Source organism: Cellulomonas avistercoris (assembly GCF_014836445.1).
Lineage (GTDB): Bacteria > Actinomycetota > Actinomycetes > Actinomycetales > Cellulomonadaceae > Cellulomonas > Cellulomonas avistercoris.
In genome coordinates, this window is sequence record NZ_JACSQV010000009.1 from 143695 (window position 1) to 164385 (window position 20691).

At 75.1% G+C, this 20691-nt stretch carries 22 protein-coding genes and 1 riboswitch; of the genes, 15 read left to right on the forward strand and 7 right to left on the reverse strand.

Features of this window, described 5'->3' with window-relative positions:
* The first annotated feature begins 5 nt into the window (after positions 1-5).
* The 5 genes from H9657_RS11940 (at position 6) to H9657_RS11960 (ending at position 4702) form a co-directional block, all read left to right on the forward strand.
* Entirely contained in the window at positions 6-971 is a 966-nt protein-coding gene (locus H9657_RS11940; protein ID WP_191783632.1) for a sugar phosphate isomerase/epimerase family protein, read from the forward strand.
* Positions 968-1855, forward strand: coding sequence for an NAD(P)-dependent oxidoreductase (locus H9657_RS11945; RefSeq protein ID WP_191783633.1), 888 nt, complete (start codon positions 968-970; stop codon positions 1853-1855). The genes H9657_RS11940 and H9657_RS11945 overlap by 4 nt, the downstream gene beginning before the upstream one ends.
* Positions 1849-3654 (forward strand): dihydroxyacetone kinase family protein, encoded by a 1806-nt coding sequence (locus H9657_RS11950; protein WP_318241461.1) that lies wholly within the window; start codon positions 1849-1851, stop codon positions 3652-3654. Before H9657_RS11945 ends, H9657_RS11950 begins: the two co-directional genes overlap by 7 nt.
* Positions 3651-4160 carry a ribose-5-phosphate isomerase gene (locus tag H9657_RS11955; RefSeq protein WP_191783634.1) on the forward strand — a complete coding sequence of 170 codons (510 nt, stop codon included), beginning with the start codon at positions 3651-3653 and terminating at the stop codon, positions 4158-4160. Before H9657_RS11950 ends, H9657_RS11955 begins: the two co-directional genes overlap by 4 nt.
* A gap of 128 nt (positions 4161-4288) precedes the next feature.
* Positions 4289-4360, forward strand: a riboswitch (guanidine-III (ykkC-III) riboswitch).
* 12 nt (positions 4361-4372) lie between these two features.
* On the forward strand, positions 4373-4702 hold the full coding sequence (locus H9657_RS11960; RefSeq protein ID WP_191783635.1) for a DMT family transporter: 330 nt from the start codon (positions 4373-4375) through the stop codon (positions 4700-4702).
* Positions 4703-4711: 9 nt separating this feature from the next.
* Here H9657_RS11960 and H9657_RS11965 read toward each other — a convergent pair whose 3' ends face one another.
* Together H9657_RS11965 and H9657_RS11970 are read right to left on the reverse strand one after the other, a co-directional pair.
* Complete coding sequence (locus tag H9657_RS11965) at positions 4712-5683, reverse strand: carboxylesterase family protein (protein WP_225215172.1); 972 nt, start codon at positions 5681-5683, stop codon at positions 4712-4714.
* A 53-nt stretch (positions 5684-5736) separates the two neighbouring features.
* Positions 5737-7596 (reverse strand): ABC transporter ATP-binding protein, encoded by a 1860-nt coding sequence (locus tag H9657_RS11970; protein ID WP_191783637.1) that lies wholly within the window; start codon positions 7594-7596, stop codon positions 5737-5739.
* A 146-nt stretch (positions 7597-7742) separates the two neighbouring features.
* Between H9657_RS11970 and H9657_RS11975 the strand changes: the two genes are divergently transcribed.
* Positions 7743-8279 (forward strand): MarR family winged helix-turn-helix transcriptional regulator, encoded by a 537-nt coding sequence (locus H9657_RS11975; RefSeq protein WP_191783638.1) that lies wholly within the window; start codon positions 7743-7745, stop codon positions 8277-8279.
* Positions 8280-8359: 80 nt separating this feature from the next.
* The gene (locus H9657_RS11980) at positions 8360-8779 is read left to right on the forward strand and encodes a VOC family protein (RefSeq protein WP_191783639.1); all 420 of its coding nucleotides are present in this window, start codon (positions 8360-8362) and stop codon (positions 8777-8779) included.
* 76 nt (positions 8780-8855) lie between these two features.
* Here H9657_RS11980 and H9657_RS11985 read toward each other — a convergent pair whose 3' ends face one another.
* Complete coding sequence (locus tag H9657_RS11985; RefSeq protein ID WP_191783640.1) at positions 8856-9719, reverse strand: metal-dependent hydrolase; 864 nt, start codon at positions 9717-9719, stop codon at positions 8856-8858.
* A gap of 255 nt (positions 9720-9974) precedes the next feature.
* Here H9657_RS11985 and H9657_RS11990 point away from each other — a divergent pair, with 255 nt between their 5' ends.
* The 3 genes from H9657_RS11990 to H9657_RS12000 all read left to right on the forward strand — a co-directional run bounded on the left by H9657_RS11990 (position 9975) and on the right by H9657_RS12000 (position 12154).
* Entirely contained in the window at positions 9975-10754 is a 780-nt protein-coding gene (locus H9657_RS11990; protein WP_191783641.1) for a MerR family transcriptional regulator, read from the forward strand.
* Between the two features lie 78 nt (positions 10755-10832).
* Positions 10833-11402, forward strand: a complete 570-nt coding sequence (locus H9657_RS11995) for a small multidrug efflux protein (protein WP_191783642.1) — start codon at positions 10833-10835, stop codon at positions 11400-11402.
* 104 nt (positions 11403-11506) lie between these two features.
* Positions 11507-12154, forward strand: a complete 648-nt coding sequence (locus H9657_RS12000; protein WP_191783643.1) for a hypothetical protein — start codon at positions 11507-11509, stop codon at positions 12152-12154.
* Positions 12155-12201: 47 nt separating this feature from the next.
* On the opposite strand, the gene H9657_RS12005 is transcribed toward H9657_RS12000, so the two are convergent.
* From H9657_RS12005 to H9657_RS12015, 3 genes are read right to left on the reverse strand one after another with little or no spacing between them, the layout of a single operon-like run.
* On the reverse strand, positions 12202-12585 hold the full coding sequence (locus H9657_RS12005) for an N-acetyltransferase (RefSeq protein WP_191783644.1): 384 nt from the start codon (positions 12583-12585) through the stop codon (positions 12202-12204).
* A gap of 25 nt (positions 12586-12610) precedes the next feature.
* The gene (locus H9657_RS12010; RefSeq protein WP_191783645.1) at positions 12611-13273 is read right to left on the reverse strand and encodes an NADPH-dependent F420 reductase; all 663 of its coding nucleotides are present in this window, start codon (positions 13271-13273) and stop codon (positions 12611-12613) included.
* Positions 13270-14337 carry an LLM class flavin-dependent oxidoreductase gene (locus tag H9657_RS12015; protein WP_191783646.1) on the reverse strand — a complete coding sequence of 356 codons (1068 nt, stop codon included), beginning with the start codon at positions 14335-14337 and terminating at the stop codon, positions 13270-13272. Before H9657_RS12015 ends, H9657_RS12010 begins: the two co-directional genes overlap by 4 nt.
* Before the next feature lie 285 nt (positions 14338-14622).
* Here H9657_RS12015 and H9657_RS12020 point away from each other — a divergent pair, with 285 nt between their 5' ends.
* The 5 genes from H9657_RS12020 to poxB all read left to right on the forward strand — a co-directional run bounded on the left by H9657_RS12020 (position 14623) and on the right by poxB (position 19789).
* Positions 14623-15195 (forward strand): hypothetical protein, encoded by a 573-nt coding sequence (locus H9657_RS12020; RefSeq protein WP_191783647.1) that lies wholly within the window; start codon positions 14623-14625, stop codon positions 15193-15195.
* Positions 15196-15279: 84 nt separating this feature from the next.
* Positions 15280-15894: an RNA polymerase sigma factor gene (locus H9657_RS12025; RefSeq protein WP_191783648.1), complete on the forward strand. Its 615-nt coding sequence runs from the start codon at positions 15280-15282 to the stop codon at positions 15892-15894.
* On the forward strand, positions 15891-16937 hold the full coding sequence (locus H9657_RS12030; protein WP_191783649.1) for a hypothetical protein: 1047 nt from the start codon (positions 15891-15893) through the stop codon (positions 16935-16937). Before H9657_RS12025 ends, H9657_RS12030 begins: the two co-directional genes overlap by 4 nt.
* 194 nt (positions 16938-17131) lie before the next feature.
* Positions 17132-17899 (forward strand): alpha/beta hydrolase, encoded by a 768-nt coding sequence (locus tag H9657_RS12035; protein WP_191783650.1) that lies wholly within the window; start codon positions 17132-17134, stop codon positions 17897-17899.
* A gap of 162 nt (positions 17900-18061) precedes the next feature.
* Positions 18062-19789, forward strand: a complete 1728-nt coding sequence (gene poxB, locus H9657_RS12040) for a ubiquinone-dependent pyruvate dehydrogenase (RefSeq protein WP_318241462.1) — start codon at positions 18062-18064, stop codon at positions 19787-19789.
* Positions 19790-19921: 132 nt separating this feature from the next.
* Here poxB and H9657_RS12045 read toward each other — a convergent pair whose 3' ends face one another.
* Complete coding sequence (locus H9657_RS12045; RefSeq protein ID WP_191783651.1) at positions 19922-20674, reverse strand: alpha/beta fold hydrolase; 753 nt, start codon at positions 20672-20674, stop codon at positions 19922-19924.
* Positions 20675-20691 lie beyond the last annotated feature (17 nt).

The window sequence follows — 20691 nt, forward strand, 5'->3', positions numbered from 1 at the left end:
CCCGCATGAGCACGGACGGCACGCGTCCCACGAGCGAGCAGTGGCCGATCGCCGCCGCGATGCTCCCCTTCCCCGCGTCCCAGGACGCCCCGGCGGACACCTGGGTCGACCACCTGGCGGAGGTCGCGTACGAGGGGTTCACCGAGGTCGACCTCACCGACTCGTGGGTGCAGCCGGGTGACCTGTCGCCCGCCCGCGTCGAGGAGCTGCGCGAGGCGCTGGCGACCGTGGGGCTGGACCCGATCGCGCTGTCCGCGATCCGCCGCTCGGTGATCGACCCCGCGACGGGCGACGAGAACCTGGCCTACTCGCACCGGACGATCGACGCGGCCGCCGCGCTGGGCACGAAGATCGTCAGCGTCGGGCTGCACCGCCCGCTGCTGCCCGCGCAGCGCGAGGCGTTCTGGTTCTGGACCGAGGAGGGCCCGGCCGACTCGACCGACGCCGAGACCTGGGCGCTCGCGGTGACGCGGCTGCGCGAGCTGGGGCGGCACGCGGCCGAGGTCGGGGTGCAGCTCTCGCTCGAGATGTACGAGGACACGCTGCTGGGCACGGCGCAGTCCGCGGTCCGCCTGGTGCAGGACATCGGGGACCCGAACGTCGGCCTCAACCCCGACCTCGGCAACCTCATCCGCCTGCACCGGCCGATCGAGGACTTCCAGGCCGCCGTCGAGGCGTGCCTGCCGGTGTCGAACTACTGGCACGTCAAGAACTACTTCCGCGACGAGGACCGCGCGGCCGGCACCTACACGGCGCTCCCGGCCCCCATGGAGATGGGCTCGGTCAGCTACCGCAAGGCCATCCGCACGGCCGTCGACGTCGGGTTCACCGGCCCGTTCTGCGTCGAGCACTACGGCGGCGACGGGCTGTCGGTCTCGGCGCGCAACGCGCGGTACATCCGCCGCATGCTCGCCGTCGCCACGGGCGAGGCGCGCGAGTCCGTGCTGCGTGCCGCGGCAGGTGCGCGATGAGCGCCCGCGTCGCGGTCCTCGGCCTCGGTGCCATGGGCCTGCCCATGGCGACCGCGCTGGCGCGGACCTTCGACGTGGTCGCGTTCGACATCGCCCCCGAGCGTGTCGCGCTCGCCGTGGAGGCGGGCGCCACCGGCGCGGCGACGGTCGCGGAGGCCTGCTCGGGCACCGACGTGGTCGTCGTCGGGGTGCGTGACGGCGCCCAGCTGGACGCGCTGGTGCTCGGCGAGGGCGGCGTCGCGGACTCGCTGCCGGCCGGCGCCGTCGTCGTCGTGACGTCGACGGTGGGGGAGTCCGCGGTCGTCTCGGTCGCCGCGGCGCTCGCCGCGCGCGGCGTCCTCACGGTCGACGCGCCCGTGTCCGGTGGGCCCGTGCGCGCCGGCAACGGCGACCTGCTCATCATGGTCGGCGCGGACGACGCGGCCCTGGCCGCGGCCCGGCCGGTGCTCGACGCGATGTCGTCCTCCCTCACGGTCGTGGGCGGGATCGGCGCAGGTCAGCAGCTCAAGACCGTCAACCAGCTGCTGTGCGGCATCCACACCGCCGCCGCGTCCGAGGCGCTCGCGCTCGCGCACCGCCTGGGCCTCGACCTCGACGCGTGCATCGAGGTCCTGTCGCAGGGTGCGGCCGCGTCGTTCATGTTCGCCGACCGCGGTCCGCGCATCGCGCAGCAGCTGCGCGGCGAGACCCCGCCGCTGCGCTCGCGGCTCGACGTCATCGGCAAGGACATGGGCATCGTCGGCGACCTGACGCGGCAGCTCAAGGTCGCGACGCCCGTCGCGGCGGCCGCCGAGCAGCTGTACCGCGCGGTCTCCGCCGCCGGCCTCGACGCCGCCGACGACTCGGTCGTCGCGACGACCCTCGCGCAGGAGCGGACGTGGTGAGCCCCCTGGCCGACGACCCGGCCCGGTTCGTCGACGACGCGCTCGACGGGTTCGTCGACCTGTACGCCGACCAGGTGCGACGCGTGCCCGGCGGCGTCGTGCGGGCCGTGCCGGCCCCCGCGTCGCAGGTCGCGGTCGTCGTGGGCGGCGGGTCCGGCCACTACCCGGCGTTCTGCGGCCTGGTCGGGCCCGGGTACGCGCACGGCGCGGTCGTCGGCAACGTCTTCACGTCGCCGTCCACCGCGGACGCCGTGTCGGTCGGCGCCGCGGCCGCGGGCGACGCGGGCGTGCTGCTGCTCACCGGCAACTACGCGGGCGACGTCATGAACTTCACGCTCGCGCGCGACGAGCTGCGCGAGCGCGGCATCCCCGCGGAGTTCCTCGTCGTCACCGACGACGTCGCGTCGGCCCCGGCCGACGAGGCGCACCGGCGTCGCGGCATCGCCGGCGACCACGTCGTCTTCAAGGTCGCGGGCGCCGCCGCGGCCGAGGGCCTGTCGTTCGACGACGTCGTCGCCGCGGCACGTCACGCCAACGACCGCACGCGCACGCTGGGCGTCGCGTTCGACGGCTGCACGCTGCCCGGTGCGGACGCGCCGCTGTTCACCGTCCCCGAGGGCACGGTCGGCCTGGGCGTGGGCATCCACGGCGAGCCGGGCATCGGCGAGGTGCCCGCGTGCACCGCGAGCGAGCTCGCGACGCTGCTGGTCGAGCGGCTGCTCGCCGAGCGGCCCGCGGACGCCGGACCGCGCGTCGGCGTCGTGCTCAACGGCCTGGGCCGCACCAAGTACGAGGAGCTGTTCGTGCTCTGGCGCGCCGTGCGCCCGCTGCTCGACGACGCCGGCCTGCAGGCCGTGCAGCCCGACGTCGGCGAGCTCGTCACGAGCCTCGACATGTCGGGGTGCTCGCTGACCCTCGTGTGGCTCGACGACGACCTCGAGCGGTGGTGGTGCGCACCGGCGCACACGCCGGCGTACCGGCGGGGGCAGGTCGGGGCCGTGGCCGACGCACCGCGGTCCCAGGACGCGGGCACGCGCACCGGGGCCTCGACGCCCGGAGCTGCGGGTTCCGAGGTGTCGGGCTCGACGTCGTCCGACGCGTCCGCGGCCGGCGGCGCCGTCCGCGTCGTCGACGCGACCGACACGTCCGAGGCTGCCGGTGTCGTCGCGGCGCTGGGCGCCGTGCGCACGGTCCTGACGGACCTTGAGACCGAGCTGGGCCGGCTCGACGCCGTCGCCGGGGACGGCGACCACGGCCGCGGCATGCTGCGCGGGGCCGGTGCCGCCGCCGACGCGGCCGCCGCCGCCGCGAACGCGGGCCACGGCGCGGTCGCGTGCCTGCGGGAGGCGGGCCGGGCGTGGGCCGCCCGCGCGGGCGGCACGTCCGGCGTGCTGTGGGGTGCCGGCATCGGTGCCGTCGCGCACGCGCTGGCCGCGCGGCCCGTCGCCGACCCGTCGACACGCACGGCCGCGGCCGTGCGTGCGGGCGTCGCCGCCGTCGTCGCGCTGGGCGGCGCGCAGCCGGGGGACAAGACGATGGTCGACGCCGCCGAGCCGTTCGCCGCGGCGCTCGAGCAGGCGGCGGCCGCCGGTGAGCCGCTCGCTGCCGCGTGGGACGCCGCGCTGGAGGCGGCGCGCACGGCGGCGCAGGACACCGCGTCCCTGCGCCCCCGCCTGGGGCGTGCGCGTCCGCTCGCCGAGCGGAGCGTGGGCACCCCGGACCCCGGGGCGGTGTCGTTCGCGGCGATCGTCGCGGCCGTCCGGTCCACCGTCGTACCCGAGGAGAAGGAGACGCCGTGAGCGTGTCGAGGATCGTGGTCGGTGCCGACGAGGCCGGCCTGACGTACAAGGACGCGCTGGCGGACCTGCTGCGCGCCGACCCGAGGGTCGAGGTCGTCGAGGACGTCGGCGTGCACGCCGGTGACGACACCGCCTACCCGCACGTCGCCGTCGCGGCTGCGCGCCGGGTCGCCGCGGGCGGCGCCGACCGCGCGCTGCTCGTGTGCGGCACGGGGCTGGGCATGGCGATCGCCGCCAACAAGGTCCCCGGCGTGCGCGCCGTGACCGCGCACGACACGTTCTCCGTCCAGCGCTCGGTGCTGTCGAACGACGCGCAGGTGCTGTGCCTCGGACAGCGCGTCATCGGGCTCGAGCTCGCCAAGACGCTCGTGCGCGAGTGGCTGGACCAGGAGTTCGACCCCGCGTCGGCGTCGGCCGCGAAGGTCGACGCGATCCGGGGGTACGAGACCGACGACGCGGGCGCCGAGGGCGCCGACGCGTCCGAGGGGGCCGGCGGGGGCTGCTGACCCGCGGCGGGCAGGCCCGGGCGCACGGTGGGAGGGGACTCGTGCGCCCGGGCCTCCCGCCCCGGCCCGGCACGGCGGTGAGACCGCTCACCATCCGCCCCGGGCCCGCGCCCACGTGCGAGCATGGTCGCGGGCCCGACGTCAGCGTGGGCCCCCGGACGAGGGGCGCCGTACCCGGAGAGCGACAAGACGGCAGCCGTCGGAGGTCATCCGTGTCCACCACGTCCGTCGCCTGGCTCGTGCTCGTCGTCTCGGGGCTGTTCGAGGCCGTCTGGGCCACCGCCCTGGGCCGGTCCGAGGGGTTCACCCGGCTCGTCCCGACCGTCGTCTTCGGCCTCGCGCTGCTCGTCTCGATGGGCGGCCTCGCGTACGCGATGCGCGAGCTGCCCACCGGCACGTCCTACGCCGTGTGGGTCGGCATCGGCGCGTCCGTGACCGTCGCCTTCGCGATGGTGACGGGCGCCGAGACCGCGAGCCTCGTCAAGATCCTGCTCATCCTCGGGATCGTCGCCTGCGTCGTGGGCCTCAAGCTCGTCCACTGAGGGTCGACGTCAGTCGTCCTGGTCGAGCAGCCAGTCGCGCAGCGGGCCGATCTCGTAGACCTGCTGGAACGCGGGCCGGGCGTCGACGCCGGCCGTGGCGGTCGGGGTCGGGGTGCCGTCGATCGTCACGAGGTACGCGTCGTCGTCCGACGCGAGCAGCTCCGTCGCGGCCTGGGCCAGGCGGTCCTGCGCCCACGCCGCGTCCCACGACGCCGTCCCGTAGGTGACGTCCTGCTCGTCGAGCACGGACCGGATGTCGTCCTGGGCGCCGGCGTCGTCACCGGTCGCGACGGACACGAACGTCTCGTCGTCGAGCCCGGCGAGGTCCGGCGTGCCGGTCTCGCCGCCGACCAGCAGCTCGGCCGCGAACAGGTCGGGCTGCTGGGCGGCCAGCAGCATGACCGTCGCGGCCCCGAGGCCCTGGCCGGTCGCGTACGTGCGCTCCTTGTCGACCTGGTACGCCTCCTGCACGGACCGGACGAGCCGCGCCGTGAGGTCGACGTAGTCGGTCGTGCCGCGGCCCTCGAGGTCGGCGACGACGAGGTCGGGGTACTGCGGCACGACCACGATCGCCGGGTGGTCGGCCTGCATCTGCGGGCTGGCCCAGATGAGCGCGCCGTACTGCGTCGAGGGCGCGGGCACGGCGTCGCCGACGCGCGTCGAGTCGGACACGAACAGGACCATCGGGTACTGCTGACCGGAGTCGAAGTCCTCCGGCAGGAACAGGTTGTAGCCGACCGGCAGGTCGACCTCCGGCTCGTCGAACGACCGCTCCTCGAACTGCGGCAGCACGTCCTGCTGCAGGGTCTCCAGCGACGGGCTCGCGGCGCCGGCCGTGCCGCTCGCGGTGGCGTTGCTGCCGCTGGGCGGGCTCGTCGACGCCGCGTCCTGCGGTGTGCCCGTGCTGCACGCACCGGCCACCAGCGTCACCGCACCCAGCAGGCACGCAGCGGTGCCCACCCTGATCCTCGTCGCCCCCATCCATCGACGGTACGTCCGGGCCTGACGACGCGCGCGGCGGTCGCGCGCGGGCGTCAGACGGCCGCGGCCGCGGGCGCGAACTGCGTGCGGTACAGGTCCGCGTACAGCCCGCCGCGCGCGAGCAGCTCGGTGTGCGTGCCGGTGTCGGCGACGCGCCCGTCCTCGACGACCACGATGAGGTCCGCCTGGCGCACGGTCGACAGCCGGTGCGCGATGACCAGCGACGTCCGCCCGACGAGCGCCTCGTCGAGCGCGGCCTGCACGGCCGCCTCCGACTCGGAGTCCAGGTGGGCCGTGGCCTCGTCGAGCACGACGACGTCGGGCGCCTTGAGCAGCAGCCGCGCGATCGCGAGGCGCTGGCGCTCGCCGCCGGACAGGCGGTAGCCGCGGTCCCCGACGACGGTGTCGATGCCGTCCGGGAGCGACGCGACCAGGTCCCACACGTGCGCGCCGCGCAGGGCGCGCTCGATGTCGTCGTCGGTCGCGTCGGGGCGCGCGAAGCGCAGGTTGCCCGCGATGGTGTCGTGGAAGAGGTGCGCCTCCTGGCTGACGATGCCCACGGTGTCCCGCAGGGACGACGCGGTCACGTCCCGCAGGTCCTGCCCCGCGATGCGCACGGCGCCGCGCGTCGGGTCGTACATGCGCGTGACGAGCTGGGAGATCGTCGTCTTGCCCGCCCCGGAGGGCCCGACGAGCGCGACCATCGACCCGGCGGGCACGCTGAACGTGACGTCGCGCAGGGTGTCGGCCACGGGGTCGCGGCTCAGGGTCGCCACCGACTCCAGGGACGCCAGCGACACCTCGCCGGCCGACGGGTAGCGGAACCCGACGTGGTCGAGCTCGAGGGTCGCGCCGTTCTTGGCCACGGCCGCGCGCAGGTCCGACGCGTCGGGCTTCTCGGCGACGGTCGGCTCCAGGTCGAGGACCTCGAGGACGCGCTCGAACGACACGAGCGCCGTCATGATGTCGACCTGCACGTTCGACATGGCCGTCAGCGGCCCGTAGAGGCGGCCGAGGTACGCGGCGAGCGCGACGACGACACCGACCGTGAGCTCGCCACGGATCGCGAGCAGGCCGCCGACGCCGTAGACGACGGCCGTGGCGATCGCGGCGACGGTGGTCAGGCCGATGCGGAACCACGTCGAGTACAGGGCGCGCTTGACGCCGATGTCCCGGACGCGCGCGGTCTGCTCGGCGTAGGCGGCGGACTCGCGGGCCGGGTCGCCGAAGACCTTGACGAGGTGCGCGCCGGCGACGTTGAACCGCTCGGTCATGGTCTGCGACGCCTCGGCGCCGAGCTCGTAGGACTCGCGCGTGATGCCGGCGATCCTGCGCCCGAACCACCGGGCGGGCAGCACGAAGACGGGGACCAGGATCAGCGAGAGCAGCGTGAGCTGCCACGACATCGAGAGCATCGCGGCGAGCACGAAGACGATGGTCAGCGAGTTGCTGACGACGTTGGAGAGCGTCGCGGTGAACGCCTGCTGCGCGCCCAGCACGTCGCCGTTGAGGCGCTGGACGAGTGCGCCGGTCTTGGCGCGGCTGAAGAACGCGAGCGGCATGCGCTGCACGTGGTCGAACACGGCGGTGCGCAGGTCGTGGATGAGGCCCTCGCCGATGCGCGCGGACACCCAGCGCTCGGCGACGCCGAGCCCGGCGGAGACGACCGCCAGCGCGGCGACGATGACGGCGATGGTGACGACCGTGCGGGTGTCGCCCGCGGCGATGCCGTCGTCGATGAGCCGCTGGAACAGCCACGGGGTGAGCGCACCGGCGGCGGCGCCGAGCGCGATGAGGACGAGGAACACCGCGAGCTGGGAGCGGTAGGGGTGGGCGAAGGCGAGGATGCGGCGCAGGGTGCCGGGAGCGAGGCGCTGGCGGGCGACGTCGCGGTCCTGGCTGAAGCCGCGCATCCCGCGACCTCCGGGAACGGGTCCGGGGTGGGTCAAGGGGGACCTCCAGGGGGTCGGAGGGCGCGGGTCGAGCCGCGCAATATGCTGAGGTTACCTCACGATGAGCAACATTCACCTCCGAGATATTCCCCGGTAGCCTCGGAGCCGTGCAGACGGACGACGCGACCGACGGGCAGCCGGCGCGCGACGCTGCGCGGACCGACCCCCGGCCCTCCACGGTGCGTCATGACGCCCCGGAGCGCGAGCGGCGCGAACCCGTCCGCAGCCCTCAGCCCCCGGAGGAGCTGCTCGAGCTCCTGCACGACGTGCTGCGCGCCGTCCGCCGCGACGCCGCCGAGCGGCTCGGCCACGACATCACACCGGGTCAGCTGCGGCTGCTGCGGACGCTCGACCGGCTCGGCCGCCCGCAGCGGCTGGGGGAGCTCGCCGGGGCCCTCGACGTCGCGCCCCGGTCCGTGACGTCCAAGGTCGACCACGCCGAGGCCGACGGGTGGATCCGGCGCGTCCCCGACCCGCGCGACCGCCGCGCGACCCTCGTCGAGCTCACCGAGGAGGGCCACGACCTGCTGGACCGGCTCTCGGTGCAGCGCCACGAGGGCGTGCGCGCGCGGCTCGAGGTGCTCGACGCCGACGAGCAGCGGGTGCTGCTGGGGCTGCTGCGGCGGGTGGCGGGGGCCGGCTGACGCGAGCGGCGGGGCCGGGGGAGGGCGCTGTGCCGGATCGCTCTCTCGCGGGGAGGGTGGGGGTGTGGGACGGTCCGGGGATGGGACACGTCGAACGGCCGCGGCTGGCGGCCACCTCGGTGACCGTCGGCTCGCCGACCCCCCGCGAGGCCGCGAGGTTCTGGGCGCGGCTGCTGGGCTACCGCGTCACGGCGGACGACCCGCCCGGACCCGACGAGCCCGCCGAGGGCGGGTGGGCGCAGGTGGCGCCGGAGGGTGACGGGCCGGGGCTGCGGATCAACCTCGAGCACGAGCGCGCGTACCGGCCGCCCGTGTGGCCGGCGTCTCCCGGTGAGCAGGTCGCCACGCAGCACATCGACGTGCACGTCCCCGACGGCGACCTCGACGCGGCGGTCGCGTGGGCACTGGACTGCGGCGCCCGCCTCGCCGACCACCAGCCCCAGGCCGACGTCCGGGTCCTCTTCACCCCCGACGGCCACCCGTTCTGCCTCTTCCTCTAGGGACGGGCCGCCGAACGCGCGGTTGTGCCGCTTCTCGCGGCTGATCAACGGCAGAAGCGCGCGTTCGGCGGGCGCGTCAGCCGGGCAGGGCGACCGTGGCGACCACCGTTGCCGTGGCCACCAGGGCGGTCGCCGTGTCCCACAGTTGCTCCATGACGCGGTCCGGGTCGTGGCCCAGGGCGGTCAGGGAGCCGACGACGAGGGCGGCGCCCGTCCCGTACGCCGCGTAGGCGGTCAGCGGGACGACCAGCAGCCGCTCGCGCCACGACCCCGTGGTCCCCAGCAGGGGGACCGCGAAGTTGCCGCCGCTGCTCCACAGGTCGTTCAGCACCGGCGTCCGGCGCCACCAGCGCGGGGGCCGCGGCTCCCACGGCCACAGCAGCGGCACGCCGCCGCCCGTCAGCATGTCCCCTGCGACGTGCACGGCCGCGCCCAGCCCGACGGCCACGGGCAGCCAGTCCCACTCCGTGGGGGCGGCGACGGTGATGAACCCGGCCAGCGCGAGCGCCAGGGCCCACGCGTCGAGCCGCCGCCGCGCGAGGCGCAGGGCGCGCGCGGCGAACGCCACGAGCAGCAGCGACATGACCCCGGCCCCGACCGCCAGGTCCCCGAGCGCGTCCGTGGCCACGGTCACCTGCCCGGCCGCCCACGCCGTGGCGGTGAGCACCGCGATGCCGAGCAGCGAGTGCGTGCCGTTGCGGTGCCCGCCCGCGAGGCGCCCGACGAGGTCGCAGACCCACTGCGAGACCGGCGGCAGGGAGTGCGCGATGGTCGCGTCGTGGTGGTCGGCGTCCGGCGCCAGCGCCGCGCCCGCGCACACCACGGCGCCCGTGACGATCCCGAGCGACGACACCGGGTACCAGCCGAGCGTGTACGGGGCCGTGGACGCCACCGCCACCCACGCCGCCGCCCCGCACAGGGCGTGGTGCGCGCCCTTCACCGGGCGTCCCGGACGGTCGCGCGCGCCTGACCGGGGACGGGGTGGTGACACTCGGACGGGGGCACGATGGGAACTCCTGTGCAGGTCAGCGGGGCGGGGCGGCGTCCACCTCAGCCGTTCGGGTGACGCGCGTCAAGCGACCGGTGTGTCCGGTCCGGGCGTGTCGAGCGGTGGATGACAGGCTGCGTCGAGGGGGCCCTGCCGCAGCCGACCCGGGGTCATCCTCCGGCGCCCCCGGGGAGACGAGGAGCAGCCATGGCCTGGAGCACGAGCGAGCTCGCCGACCTGGCGGGGACGACCGTCAACACCGTCCGGCACTACCACCGGCTCGGGCTGCTCGACGAGCCCGACCGCCGCTACAACGGCTACAAGAAGTACGGCGTGCCGCACCTGGTGCGCCTGCTGCGGATCCGGCGCCTCGCCGAGCTGGGCGTGCCGCTCTCCGAGGTCGACCGCGTGGCCGACAGCGCCGGCACGGCGGACCGGCTGCGGGAGGTGGACGCCGACCTCGCCGCGCGCATCGCGCAGCTGCAGCAGGCGCGCGCCGAGATCGCCGCGATCCTGAGCAACCACGCCCCGCCCGACGTGCCCGCGGGGTTCGCGTCCGTCGCGGAGCACCTCACGGAGGTCGACCGGTCGATCATCCACATCTACTCCAAGCTCTACGACGAGAGCGCGATGGCCGACCTGCGGGACATGGTCCAGGAGGACGCCGATGCCGGCGACGACGGCAAGGAGCTCGACGCGCTGCCCCCCGACGCGGACGAGGCGACGCGCCAGCGCCTCGCCCAGCAGATCGCGCAGGGCATCGCGCGCAACCTCGTCGACTACCCGTGGCTCAGCGACCCTGCGGGACACCTGGCGACGAGCGGGCGCGTCGCGCAGGAGACGTTCGTCGAGGCCGTGACGGCGCTGTACAACCCGGCGCAGCGTGACGTGCTGACGCGCGCCGCGCTCCTCGGGCACCGGATCGCGCAGGAGCTCCTGGCGGCGCGCGACGACGCCGACGGGACGGGGTCGCCAGACGCCCCTTGACCCTGTTCCGGGAACACGGTGTCCCCTCGGGTCGTGATCGAGAACCGCTCGATCCACGACTCGCAAGGAGACGACATCATGACCCCGTTGCAGGAGCTCATCGTCAGGTTCCAGGAGCTCGTGGCCCAGGTGCCCGAGATCTTCCAGCCCTTCATCGTCGTGCTCGCCGGCGCCGTCCCGTTCGTCGAGGGCGAGCTCGCCGCGATGGTCGGGCTCGTCGGCGGCCTGCACCCCGCCGTCGCTGGCGTCGCCGCAGCCACCGGCAACTTCCTGTCCGTGGCCCTCGTGGTGGCGTTCACCGCACGGGCCCGCACGGCCGTCGTCCACCGGTCGCGCGTGAAGGCGACCGTCGGCGGCCCGGCCACCCCGGACATCCAGGCGGCCGACGGGTTCGGGGAACCGGAGCCCGCCCAGCCGCTGTCGAAGGGGCGCCGGCGCGTCCTCACGTGGCTCAACCGCTTCGGCGTCCCCGGGGCGAGCATCCTCGGTCCGCTCGCGATCCCGACGCAGTTCACCGCGGCGATCCTCGTCGCCGGCGGGAGCCCTCGCCGTTGGGTCCTGCTCTGGCAGGCCGTGGCGATCGTGCTGTGGACGACCGTGACCACGGTGGGGCTCTGGCTCGCGCTCACCCACGTCGTGGGGGTCTGACGCCATGCGACCCCGGATCGAGACCTCGCAGCGATGTCGCCGCGCGGCCCTCGTGGCCGCGGCGGCACCCGCACACCCGAACCGGAGGACGACGAGGAGGACCCATGTCACGCAGAACTGGCACCGTGCAGCCCGGCGACGGGCACGCGCTGACGCCCTACCGCCCCTGGCAGCTGCTCACCCGCTCCCTGTTCCACCTGCACCTGACGGACGAGGGCGGCGCACCGCGCACCTGGTCCGTCGACCTCCGGCACGGCGGCGACGACGACGGCGAGGTGCGAGCCGAGCTCTACGTCGACGGCCTGCACCACGCCACCTCCACGCTCCCTGCGGTGTTCCCGGTGCCGGACGGCACGATCGAGGTCGCGGCCAGCGGGTACGGGCTGCGACGCATCGACCACGTCGGCCCCGACGGGTCGGCCCGGCAGCTCGTGCCCGACCCCGCCTCGGCCGAGGGGTGGCGCGCCCGCCTGGACCGGAAGCACCCGGCGCTGAGCCGCTCGCTGGCGCTCGCGTCGGCGAGCGTGCTGCTCGTCGCACTCGCGCTCGGCGTCCCGCAGATCGTCGAGCAGCTCACCGCGATCCCGCCCGTGGCGCAGGTCGTCGGCGGCCCGTGGGCCGGCCCCGTCCGCCTGCCGGAGACGGTGAACATCGCGCTCGTGGTCGCCACCATCGCCGCGAGCACCGAGCGCGCGCTGCGGCTGCGCTACAGCCGGGTCCTCGACGGCGGCTTCTTCGGCGGCGGCGAGTAGCGACCCGGCAACGTCGGCGTCCGGGGCCCCGAGGCCGCTCGCCGCACTCACGCGCCCTGCGCGGCCCGCCTGACGAGGGCGAGATCGGCACGCGACGGCCGGCGGAACGCCCCGCCCTCGGCGACGTACTCGTCGCCGTGCGTCGCCAGGTGGCGCGCGAAGAGCGGGCAGACGGGCACGACCGTCAGGCCCTCGCGCAGGCTGTCCGCCAGGGCCTCGCGCAGCAGCAGACCGGCGAGGCCGCGGCCCCCGAACCGGGGGTCGACCTCGGTGTGGAAGAAGACGCGCTCGCGGGCGTCGGGGACGTCGAGGAACTCGGCCCTGCCGACGCGTTCCCCGGCCACGCTCACGGTGTAGGCGCTGACCGGTTCGGCGCGCTCGAGCGCGACCGTCACAGGGGCGCCGGTGCTGTCCTGGAGCTCTCGGTCCATCTGTCTGTCCCTTCGAGGGGGCGGTTCAGGGTCGGTCGGGGAGCGCGGCGGGCGCGGGGTCGGCGGTGAGCGTGCAGAGCTCGGCGGCCTCGACGTCGGCGCCGAACGCGGGGGTCCCGGGCTCGAGCCGGGCGCCCGTCGCGAGGTCACCGATCACCACCGGGTCGAACCCGAGGGCGTCGACCAGCTCCGCGACCGCCGCGACGTCGTCCGGCGCGTCACCGGCGACCGCGATCGCCTTGCGGCCGGGACGTCCCGCGGGCCGCGCCTCGTCCTCGAGGTCGTGGTAGCCCATGTGGTTGAGGGCCTTGACGACGCGCGCGCCCGGCAGCGACCGCTGCACCAGCTCGCTCGACGAGAGGCCGGCCGGGACCACCGTGTCGCGCGGTCCGTCGACCTCCCACCAGTGGTTCATGGCGTCCACGACGAGCGTGCCGCGCAGCGCGTCCACCGGGAGCTCGCGCAGCCTGCCGAGAGGGAGGGCGAGGACCACGACGTCCGCGGCCTGCGCGACCTCGGCCGGCCACGCGGCGGTCGCGCCGGGGGTCAGCACCTCGGTGGTCAGCGCGATCCGCGCGGGATCGCCCGAGCCGGCGACGAGCACGCGGTAGCCGGCGGCGACGGCCAGGCGCGCCACGACCGTCCCGAGCTTGCCCGCACCGAGGATCCCGACCGTGGTCGCGGTCACCGGGCCTCACCCACGGCGACGGGCTGCTCGGCGAGCAGCTCACGGACGCGTGGGATCACCTGCGTGCCGTACAGCTCGACCGACCGCAGCCGCGCGGACGCCGAGACCGTGCCGGCGGCGGAGTAGATCATGTCGAACCGGCCGACGTCGAGGACGCGGATCGCGTGGGCGATCTTCGCCGCGACGGTCTCCACCGAGCCGACGTACAGCGAGCCGTGCGCCACCTCGGCGTCGAACTCGCGCTGCTGGAGCGGCGGCCAGCCGCGCAGCGCGCCGATCCGGTCACGCGTCTCCCGGTACCCCGGGTAGAACAGCTCGCGCGCCTCCTCGTCGGTGGCGGCGACGAAGCCGGGGGAGTGCACGCCGACCGGCTCGGGGGTCGTGCCGAGCTGCTGGTGCGCCCGCCGGTACAGGTCCACGTACGGGGCGAACCGGTCGGGTGCGCCGCCGATGACGGCGAGCATGAGCCGGAACCCGTACTGGGCGGTACGCAGCACGGACTGCGGCGTCCCGCCGACGCCCACCCACGTGCTCAGGCGCCCGGACTCGGTCTTGGGGTAGACGTCGGCGTCGTGCAGGGCGGCGCGCGTGGTGCCCTGCCACGTCACCGGGGTCTCGTCGAGGAGCCGGTGGAACAGGTCGATCTTCTCCTCGAAGAGCACCTCGTAGTCCTTCAGGTCGTACCCGAACAGCGGGAACGACTCGGTGAACGACCCCCGGCCGAGGATCACCTCGGCCCGGCCGTTCGACAGCGCGTCGACCGTGGCGAAGCGCTGGAAGACGCGCACCGGGTCGTCCGAGGACAGCACCGTGACGCCCGACGCGAGCCGGATGCGCTCGGTCGCGGTGGCGATGCCCGCGAGCACGGTCTCGGGGGTGGAGATCGCGTACTCCGGGCGGTGGTGCTCCCCGAGGGCCACCACGTCGATGCCGACCTGGTCGGCGAGGACCGCCTCGGCCACGGTCGCGCGGATCGCCTGCGCGTGCGAGACGACCTCCCCGCGGTCGTCGCGGGGACGGTCCCCGAAGCTGTCGATGCCGAACTCGATCCGGTCTGCGTCCATGGTGCTCGGCTCCTTCGAGAGTCCTCGTCCTGCCGGCGTCGCGCGGGTACCGGGCGCGACCTGCCGCGCCCGGCGCTGTCCGCGACAACTGTTGACGGCTCAACTGCGCAGGGTCCCTATCTCTTCCAGCGGCCCCCTACGACCACCCCCCACCCGTCGAGCGCGGTACTCCGCCAGCGAGCGCGGGGGATACGAGTACCGCGCTCGGCGGTGGAGTACTGCGCCCGACGGGTGGGCGGGGGGTGGGTGGTGCGGGGGGTGGGGGGCGGGGGCTAGGTTGCGGGCGTGCCCAGCAGACCGGTCGACGACGTCGCCGTCACTCCCACGCCTGCCGTGCTCCTGCCCGAGGGAGGGGCGCGGGTCGCCGCCGCGGTGCCCACGGCCCTCGGTGTCCTCGGCGTGGTCGGGCTCGTGCTCGTGGCGCTGCAGGGGTTCGCCGGCACACAAGAGCCCGCCGGTGCCGCGTACCCCGCGTGGCTCGTGCTGGCGGCGGCCGTCGCGCTGGCCGCCGGGCTCGTCGTCGCCCGGGTGCGGCGCGCGCCCTGGTCCCGGGGCTGGTCGCTGGTCGAGCTGCTCGAGGAGCCGGACGGTCTCGTGCTGTTCGCCGGCCGGCTGGGCGCGAGCCACGAGGGCCTGCTGGTCCGGCGTGGCGAGAGCGTCGAGATCGCCGCGACCCACGTCCGGCGCGGTCGACACCGGTACGTCGTGACGGCGCCCTCCGGCCGGATGACGTTCGCCGCCGACGGCCTCGCGCACTGGCTCACGATGCAGCCGCTGGAGGAGGCGGCGGCACGGCACGGCATCACCGTCGTCACCGTGGGCGAGGCCGCCCGGATCACCCGCACGCTCGGCGTCTGACGCACCTTGCCGGTCGGCGGTAACGCCCTCGCCCCTGCCGGACACGTGGGTGGTGACAGAGCCCTTGCCCACGGAGGGAGGCCCGTGAGCCCGCCACACCCGACGGACGCCGCCGCCGCCGCACGCCGCGCGCGGTTCACCGACCTGTTCGACCGCACGCACGGCGCGCTGCTGGCGTACGCGGTGCGCCGCGTCGCCGACCCGTCCGATGCCGCCGACGTCGTCGCGGAGACGTTCGTCGTCGCGTGGCGCCGGCTCGACGACGTGCCGCCCGACGACGCCGCACGTCCGTGGCTGTTCGGCGTCGCGCGTCGCGTCCTGGCGAACCACTACCGCGGCGAGCGTCGACGGCTCGCGCTCGCGGACCGGCTGCGTGAGCAGGTCGTCGAGGTCGTCCCGCCGCACGAGCCCGCCGACCCGACGCTGCTGCGCGCGATGGACGCCCTGCCGCCCGACGACCGCGAGCTGCTGCGCCTGGTCGCCTGGGAGGAGCTCGCGCGCGACGAGATCGCGCTCGTGCTGGGCGTCCCGCGTGCCACCGTCCGCGTGCGGTTGCACCGGGCCCGCCGTCGCCTGCTGGCGCAGCTCGCGGCCCTCGAGGACCACGCACCGCCGCCCGTCGTGCAACGCGACGGCGGACCCGGACACGTCAGGAGTGGATGGGCCGACGCCCGTCCCGGACCCCAGGAGGCGAGATGAACGACGACCTGATGCGACGCCTGCGGGCGGCGGACCCGGCCGCGCGCGGCTCGGCGCTCCCGGCGTCCGACGACGCGATGCGGGAGGCGATCATGACGACGGACACCACGACGACGGACCGGTCCGGAGCACGGAGCAGAAGGGCCCGGCGCGGCATCCTGGCCGGTGTGCTGGCGACGGCGCTCGTCGGCGGAGGGGCCGCCTACGCGGGGTTCCGCGAGCTCTGGTACACCGGCGGCGGTGGGCACGAGGGCGTGACCTGCATGGCGCGGTGGGGCGCGCCGGAGGCGGAGACCTCGGGCGGGCCGTGGATCACCGGTGACGCGCTCGCGGACTGCGCGCGCTACCAGGAGCTCAGCGGGCTGCCCGCCATCGACGACCCGGTGGCGTTCCGCATCGAGGGCGACCCGACCCTGCTGTACGTCGCACCCCGCGGCGAGATGCCGCAGGGCGCGACGGTCGTCGACACGGACCCCCGGGCGCTCGCGCTGCGCGAGCTCGACTCGAGCATGCAGGACTGGGTCGACGGAGCCCGTGCGACGTGCCTCGACGAGGCGGGCGCGCTCGCCTGGGCGTCGGCGGAGCTGGACCGGCTGGGTCTCGACGACTGGACGGTGCGGACCGACGAGCGTCTGGAGGGCCAGCAGGAGGAGGCCTGCGCGAGCGTCGCCCTGGCCTACGACGAGGCCGCCGCACCCGAGCCGGGCGCCGGCGACCCGGCGGCCGTCGAGCCGACCCCGGAGTCGACGGCCGGGTCGTACGTCGCGGTGCCGCGGACGCTCGCCGTCACGCCGCACTCGGCCGTGGACATCGACAGCGTAGACATGGACGCGTGGGTGTTCGAGCTGCGTGACACGCTGCGCTCGCAGATCGCGGACGCCTGCGTCGACCTGGGCACGGCGGAGCGCATCGCCGCCGAGGCCGTCGGGGAGCAGCACCAGTGGCCCCCCGTCGTCATCGAGGACCCGATGGCCGACTGCACGCGCGTCGACCTGACCGGCGGCGGCTCGATCCAGATCTCGCTGCGCGGCCCCCGCGCCTGACCCCGCCGCTGACCCCCCACCGTCGAGCGCGGTACTCGGCCGCCGAACGCGGCGGAAACGAGTACCGCGCTCGGCGGTGGAGTGCCGCGCTCGCGGGGTGGGGGCTCGCGGGGTGGGGGAGTGCGGGGTGGGGCCCCGGGGAGGCGATCGGGCTACCGTCGGGGGGACGGACCCCCGCGGAAGGACCACCGGCGATGGCGCTGCTGACCTGTCACTTCTTCTCCGAGGCGCTCGGCGTGAGCACGGCCGTGACCGTGCTGCTGCCCGAGTCGGCCCGGGGCCAGATCGGCATGGGCGGGGTGGAGACCGCCGGCCCGCCGCCCGTGCTCTACCTGCTGCACGGGCTGAGCGACGACGAGACGATCTGGCTGCGGCGCACGTCGATCGAGCGGTACGTCGCCGAGCGGGGCATCGCGGTGGTGATGCCGCGCGCGGGCCGGTCGTTCTACGCGGACGAGGCGCACGGCAGCGCGTACTGGACCTTCCTGTCCGAGGAGCTGCCGCGGGCGGTGCAGCACTTCTTCCGCGTGTCCGACCGGCGCGAGGACACGTTCGTCGCGGGCCTGTCGATGGGCGGCTACGGGGCGTTCAAGTGGGCGCTGCGCCAGCCGTGGCGGTTCGCGGCGGCGGCCAGCCTGTCCGGGGCGCTGGTCGTCGGCGGGGACCGTGCCCGGTACCTGCGGGACGAGCTGACGCCCCACGTGTGGGACGGCGCGGACCCGGCGGGCACGGACGACGACCTGCTGGCGCTGCTGGACCGGGCCGACCCGGCGGCGCTGCCCGCGTTGTACGCGACGTGCGGCGCGCAGGACGAGCTGGTCGACGCGCAGCACGCGTTCGTCGAGCGGGCGGCGTCCCGGGGTGTCGCGGTGGACGCGCACGTGCACCCGGGCGGGCACGACTGGGCGTACTGGGACGAGCACGTCCAGCGCGTCCTCGACTGGCTGCCGGTGGGGCGCTGAGCCGCGCCGGCGCCGTGACGAGAAGAACCACCCTGGGTCGTCCGGCCGCGTCGGCGATGTGACCCGCGCGACGGTCTGGTTCGTCACATCGCCGTCCGGGCGGAGCAGGTGCTGCCGCGGGCGGTGTTGAAATGAAGATCCCCCCTCGGCGAAGGAGACCCCGTGCCCGCCACGATCGCCCAGACCATCGTCGCCACCTTGCGCGCCAACGGCGTGAAGCGCGTCTACGGAGTGCCCGGCGACTCCCTCAACGGCTTCACCGACGCGCTGCGACGTGACGGCAGCATCGAGTGGGTCCTGACCCGCCACGAGGAGGCCGCCGCCCTGGCCGCCGCCGCGGACGCCGAGCTGACGGGGGAGCTCGCCGTGTGCGTGGGCAGCGGGGGCCCGGGCAACCTGCACCTGATCAACGGCCTGTACGACGCCGCGCGCAGCCGGGTGCCCATGCTGGCGATCGCCGCGCACATCCCGAGCAGCGAGATCGGCAGCGGCTACTTCCAGGAGACGCACCCGCAGGAGCTGTTCCGCGAGTGCAGCGTCTACCGCGAGCTCGTGTCCGACCCCGCCCAGATGCCCCGCATGCTGGAGATCGCGATGCGCAGCGCGATCGAGCAGCGCGGCGTCGCCGTGCTGGTCCTGCCCGGCGACATCGCCCTGCAGCGCGCGGCGAGCGAGCGCGTGGTGGTCGTCCCGCAGACCCGCCCCCGGGTCGTGCCGTCCGACAACGAGCTGCGCGCGGCCGCCGACCTCCTCAACGCGGGACGGCGCATCACCATCCTGGCGGGCGCCGGCGTGGGCGACGCGCACGACGACGTCGTCGCGCTCGCGGACCGGCTCGCCGCGCCGATCGTCCACACGATGCGCGGCAAGGACCGCATCGAGTACGACAACCCCTTCGACGTCGGCATGACGGGCCTGCTGGGGTTCGCCTCGGGATACCGGGCGATGGACGGTGCGGACACCCTGCTCATGCTCGGCACCGACTTCCCGTACCAGCAGTTCTACCCGAAGGACGCGCGGGTGCTGCAGGTGGACCTGCGGGGCGAGCAGCTGGGCCGGCGCACGCCGCTCGACCTCGGTCTGGTGGGCGACGTGGGGGAGACGGTGCGCGCGCTGCTGCCGCTGCTCGACGGCGACCGCGACCGCGGGCACCTGGACGACGCACGCGACCACTACGCGCGCACCCGGGCGAAGCTGGACGACCTGGCGACCGAGTCGCGCGGCGACCGCCCGATCCACCCGCAGTACGTGGCGCGGCTCGTCGACGAGCTCGCGTCCGACGACGCGGTGCTCATCCCGGACGTCGGCTCGCCGGTGATCTACGCGGCGCGGTACCTGCACACCGGTGGCGGTCGGCGCCTCATCGGCTCGTTCACGCACGGCACGATGGCGAACGCGCTGTCGCACGCGATCGGCGCGCAGACCGCGTTCCCGGACCGGCAGGTGATCGCGCTCGCGGGCGACGGCGGCCTCGCGATGCTGCTCGGTGAGCTCCTGACCGTGGCGCAGCACCGGCTCCCGGTGAAGATCGTCGTGTTCAACAACGCGTCGCTGAACTTCATCGAGCTGGAGATGAAGGCCGCGGGGTTCGTCAACTACGGCACCGGTCTGCAGAACCCCAGCTTCGCCGCCGTGGCCGAGGCGATGGGCGTGCGGGGCCTGCGCGTGGAGCGGTCGGCCGACCTGCGCGGAGCGCTCGAGGAGGCGTTCGCGCACGACGGGCCGGTGCTCGTCGACGTCGTGACCGAGCGGGACGAGCTGTCGATCCCGCCCAAGGTCACCGCCGAGCAGGTCAAGGGGTTCACGCTCTACGCGATCCGCACCGTGCTGTCCGGGCGGGGCGACGAGCTGCTCGACCTCGCGAACGCGAACTACCGCCAGCTGCTCTAGGGGCCTCGGTCCGCGCGGGTGGACCGCTCGCCGCTGAAGTGGTCATATCTCCACCCTCGGGGTCGTGCAGTGGTCACATGTGTGACCACTGCACGACGGGCTCCACCAGGGCGGAGGTCCGGGGCGGGGGCGTCACTCGCGGAGGTGCCGTGTGCCTTCGGCGCCCAGCACCTTCGCGAGCTCGGCCGGTCGGCTCACCATCGGCCAGTGCCACGTCGGCAGCTCGACGTACGTCCAGTCGCCGTCGACCATGTCCGCGAAGAGCGGGACCTGCTGCGCCATCTGCCGCAGCTGCTCGACGCCGAAGGTGCACAGCACCGCCGTGCGGGGCAGGTGCCGCCAGGCGCCGGTGAGCGCGACCGGCTCGGTCGCGGTGCGCCAGGGCTGCGGCCGCGAGGCGGCGACCAGTGCGGCGACCGCCGCGTCGTCGACCTCGGGCACGTCGGCGGCGAGCGCGGCCCACGGCGGCGGCGGGAGCCTCCAGCCGTCACCCTGCGTCTCGACCAGGCGCTCGTTGGCCGCGCGGTCGTCGGGTCCGCCGAAGTCGGCCTGCGACGTGCCGTCCGGCAGCGGGCCGGAGTCCACGTACACCAGCCGCGCGACGCGCTCGGGCACGCGGTCGGCCGCGCCGGTCGTCACGAGCGCGCCGTAGCTGTGGCCGACGAGCACGACGTCGCGCAGGTCGTGCTCCTCGAGCAGGCGGACGACGTCGTCGACGTGGGTGGTCAGGTCGGTCTGCGGGGTGGCGAGGTCGGCGCGCTCGCCCATGCCGGTGAGGTCGACGGCGTGGACGACGTGGCCCTGCGCGCGCAGGGCGTCGGCGACGGGCTGCCAGGCCGCGGCGCCGAGCCAGAAGCCGGGGACGAGGACGTAGGTGGTGGTCATGGCGCCGACGCTAGGCT

Bases quoted from the DNA above. Each gene is read 5' to 3' on its own strand.
- H9657_RS12005 (WP_191783644.1), bottom strand. From the start codon at position 12,585: ATGGACCGAGAGCTCCAGGACAGCACCGGCGCCCCTGTGACGGTCGCG.
- H9657_RS12045 (WP_191783651.1), bottom strand. From the start codon at position 20,674: ATGACCACCACCTACGTCCTCGTCCCCGGCTTCTGGCTCGGCGCCGCG.
- H9657_RS11940 (WP_191783632.1), top strand. From the start codon at position 6: ATGAGCACGGACGGCACGCGTCCCACGAGCGAGCAGTGGCCGATCGCC.
- H9657_RS11970 (WP_191783637.1), bottom strand. From the start codon at position 7,596: ATGCGCGGCTTCAGCCAGGACCGCGACGTCGCCCGCCAGCGCCTCGCT.
- H9657_RS12015 (WP_191783646.1), bottom strand. From the start codon at position 14,337: ATGGACGCAGACCGGATCGAGTTCGGCATCGACAGCTTCGGGGACCGT.
- H9657_RS11965 (WP_225215172.1), bottom strand. From the start codon at position 5,683: ATGGGGGCGACGAGGATCAGGGTGGGCACCGCTGCGTGCCTGCTGGGT.
- H9657_RS12000 (WP_191783643.1), top strand. From the start codon at position 11,507: ATGTCACGCAGAACTGGCACCGTGCAGCCCGGCGACGGGCACGCGCTG.
- H9657_RS11980 (WP_191783639.1), top strand. From the start codon at position 8,360: ATGGGACACGTCGAACGGCCGCGGCTGGCGGCCACCTCGGTGACCGTC.
- H9657_RS12030 (WP_191783649.1), top strand. From the start codon at position 15,891: ATGAACGACGACCTGATGCGACGCCTGCGGGCGGCGGACCCGGCCGCG.
- H9657_RS12035 (WP_191783650.1), top strand. From the start codon at position 17,132: ATGGCGCTGCTGACCTGTCACTTCTTCTCCGAGGCGCTCGGCGTGAGC.
- H9657_RS11990 (WP_191783641.1), top strand. From the start codon at position 9,975: ATGGCCTGGAGCACGAGCGAGCTCGCCGACCTGGCGGGGACGACCGTC.
- H9657_RS11995 (WP_191783642.1), top strand. From the start codon at position 10,833: ATGACCCCGTTGCAGGAGCTCATCGTCAGGTTCCAGGAGCTCGTGGCC.
- H9657_RS11945 (WP_191783633.1), top strand. From the start codon at position 968: ATGAGCGCCCGCGTCGCGGTCCTCGGCCTCGGTGCCATGGGCCTGCCC.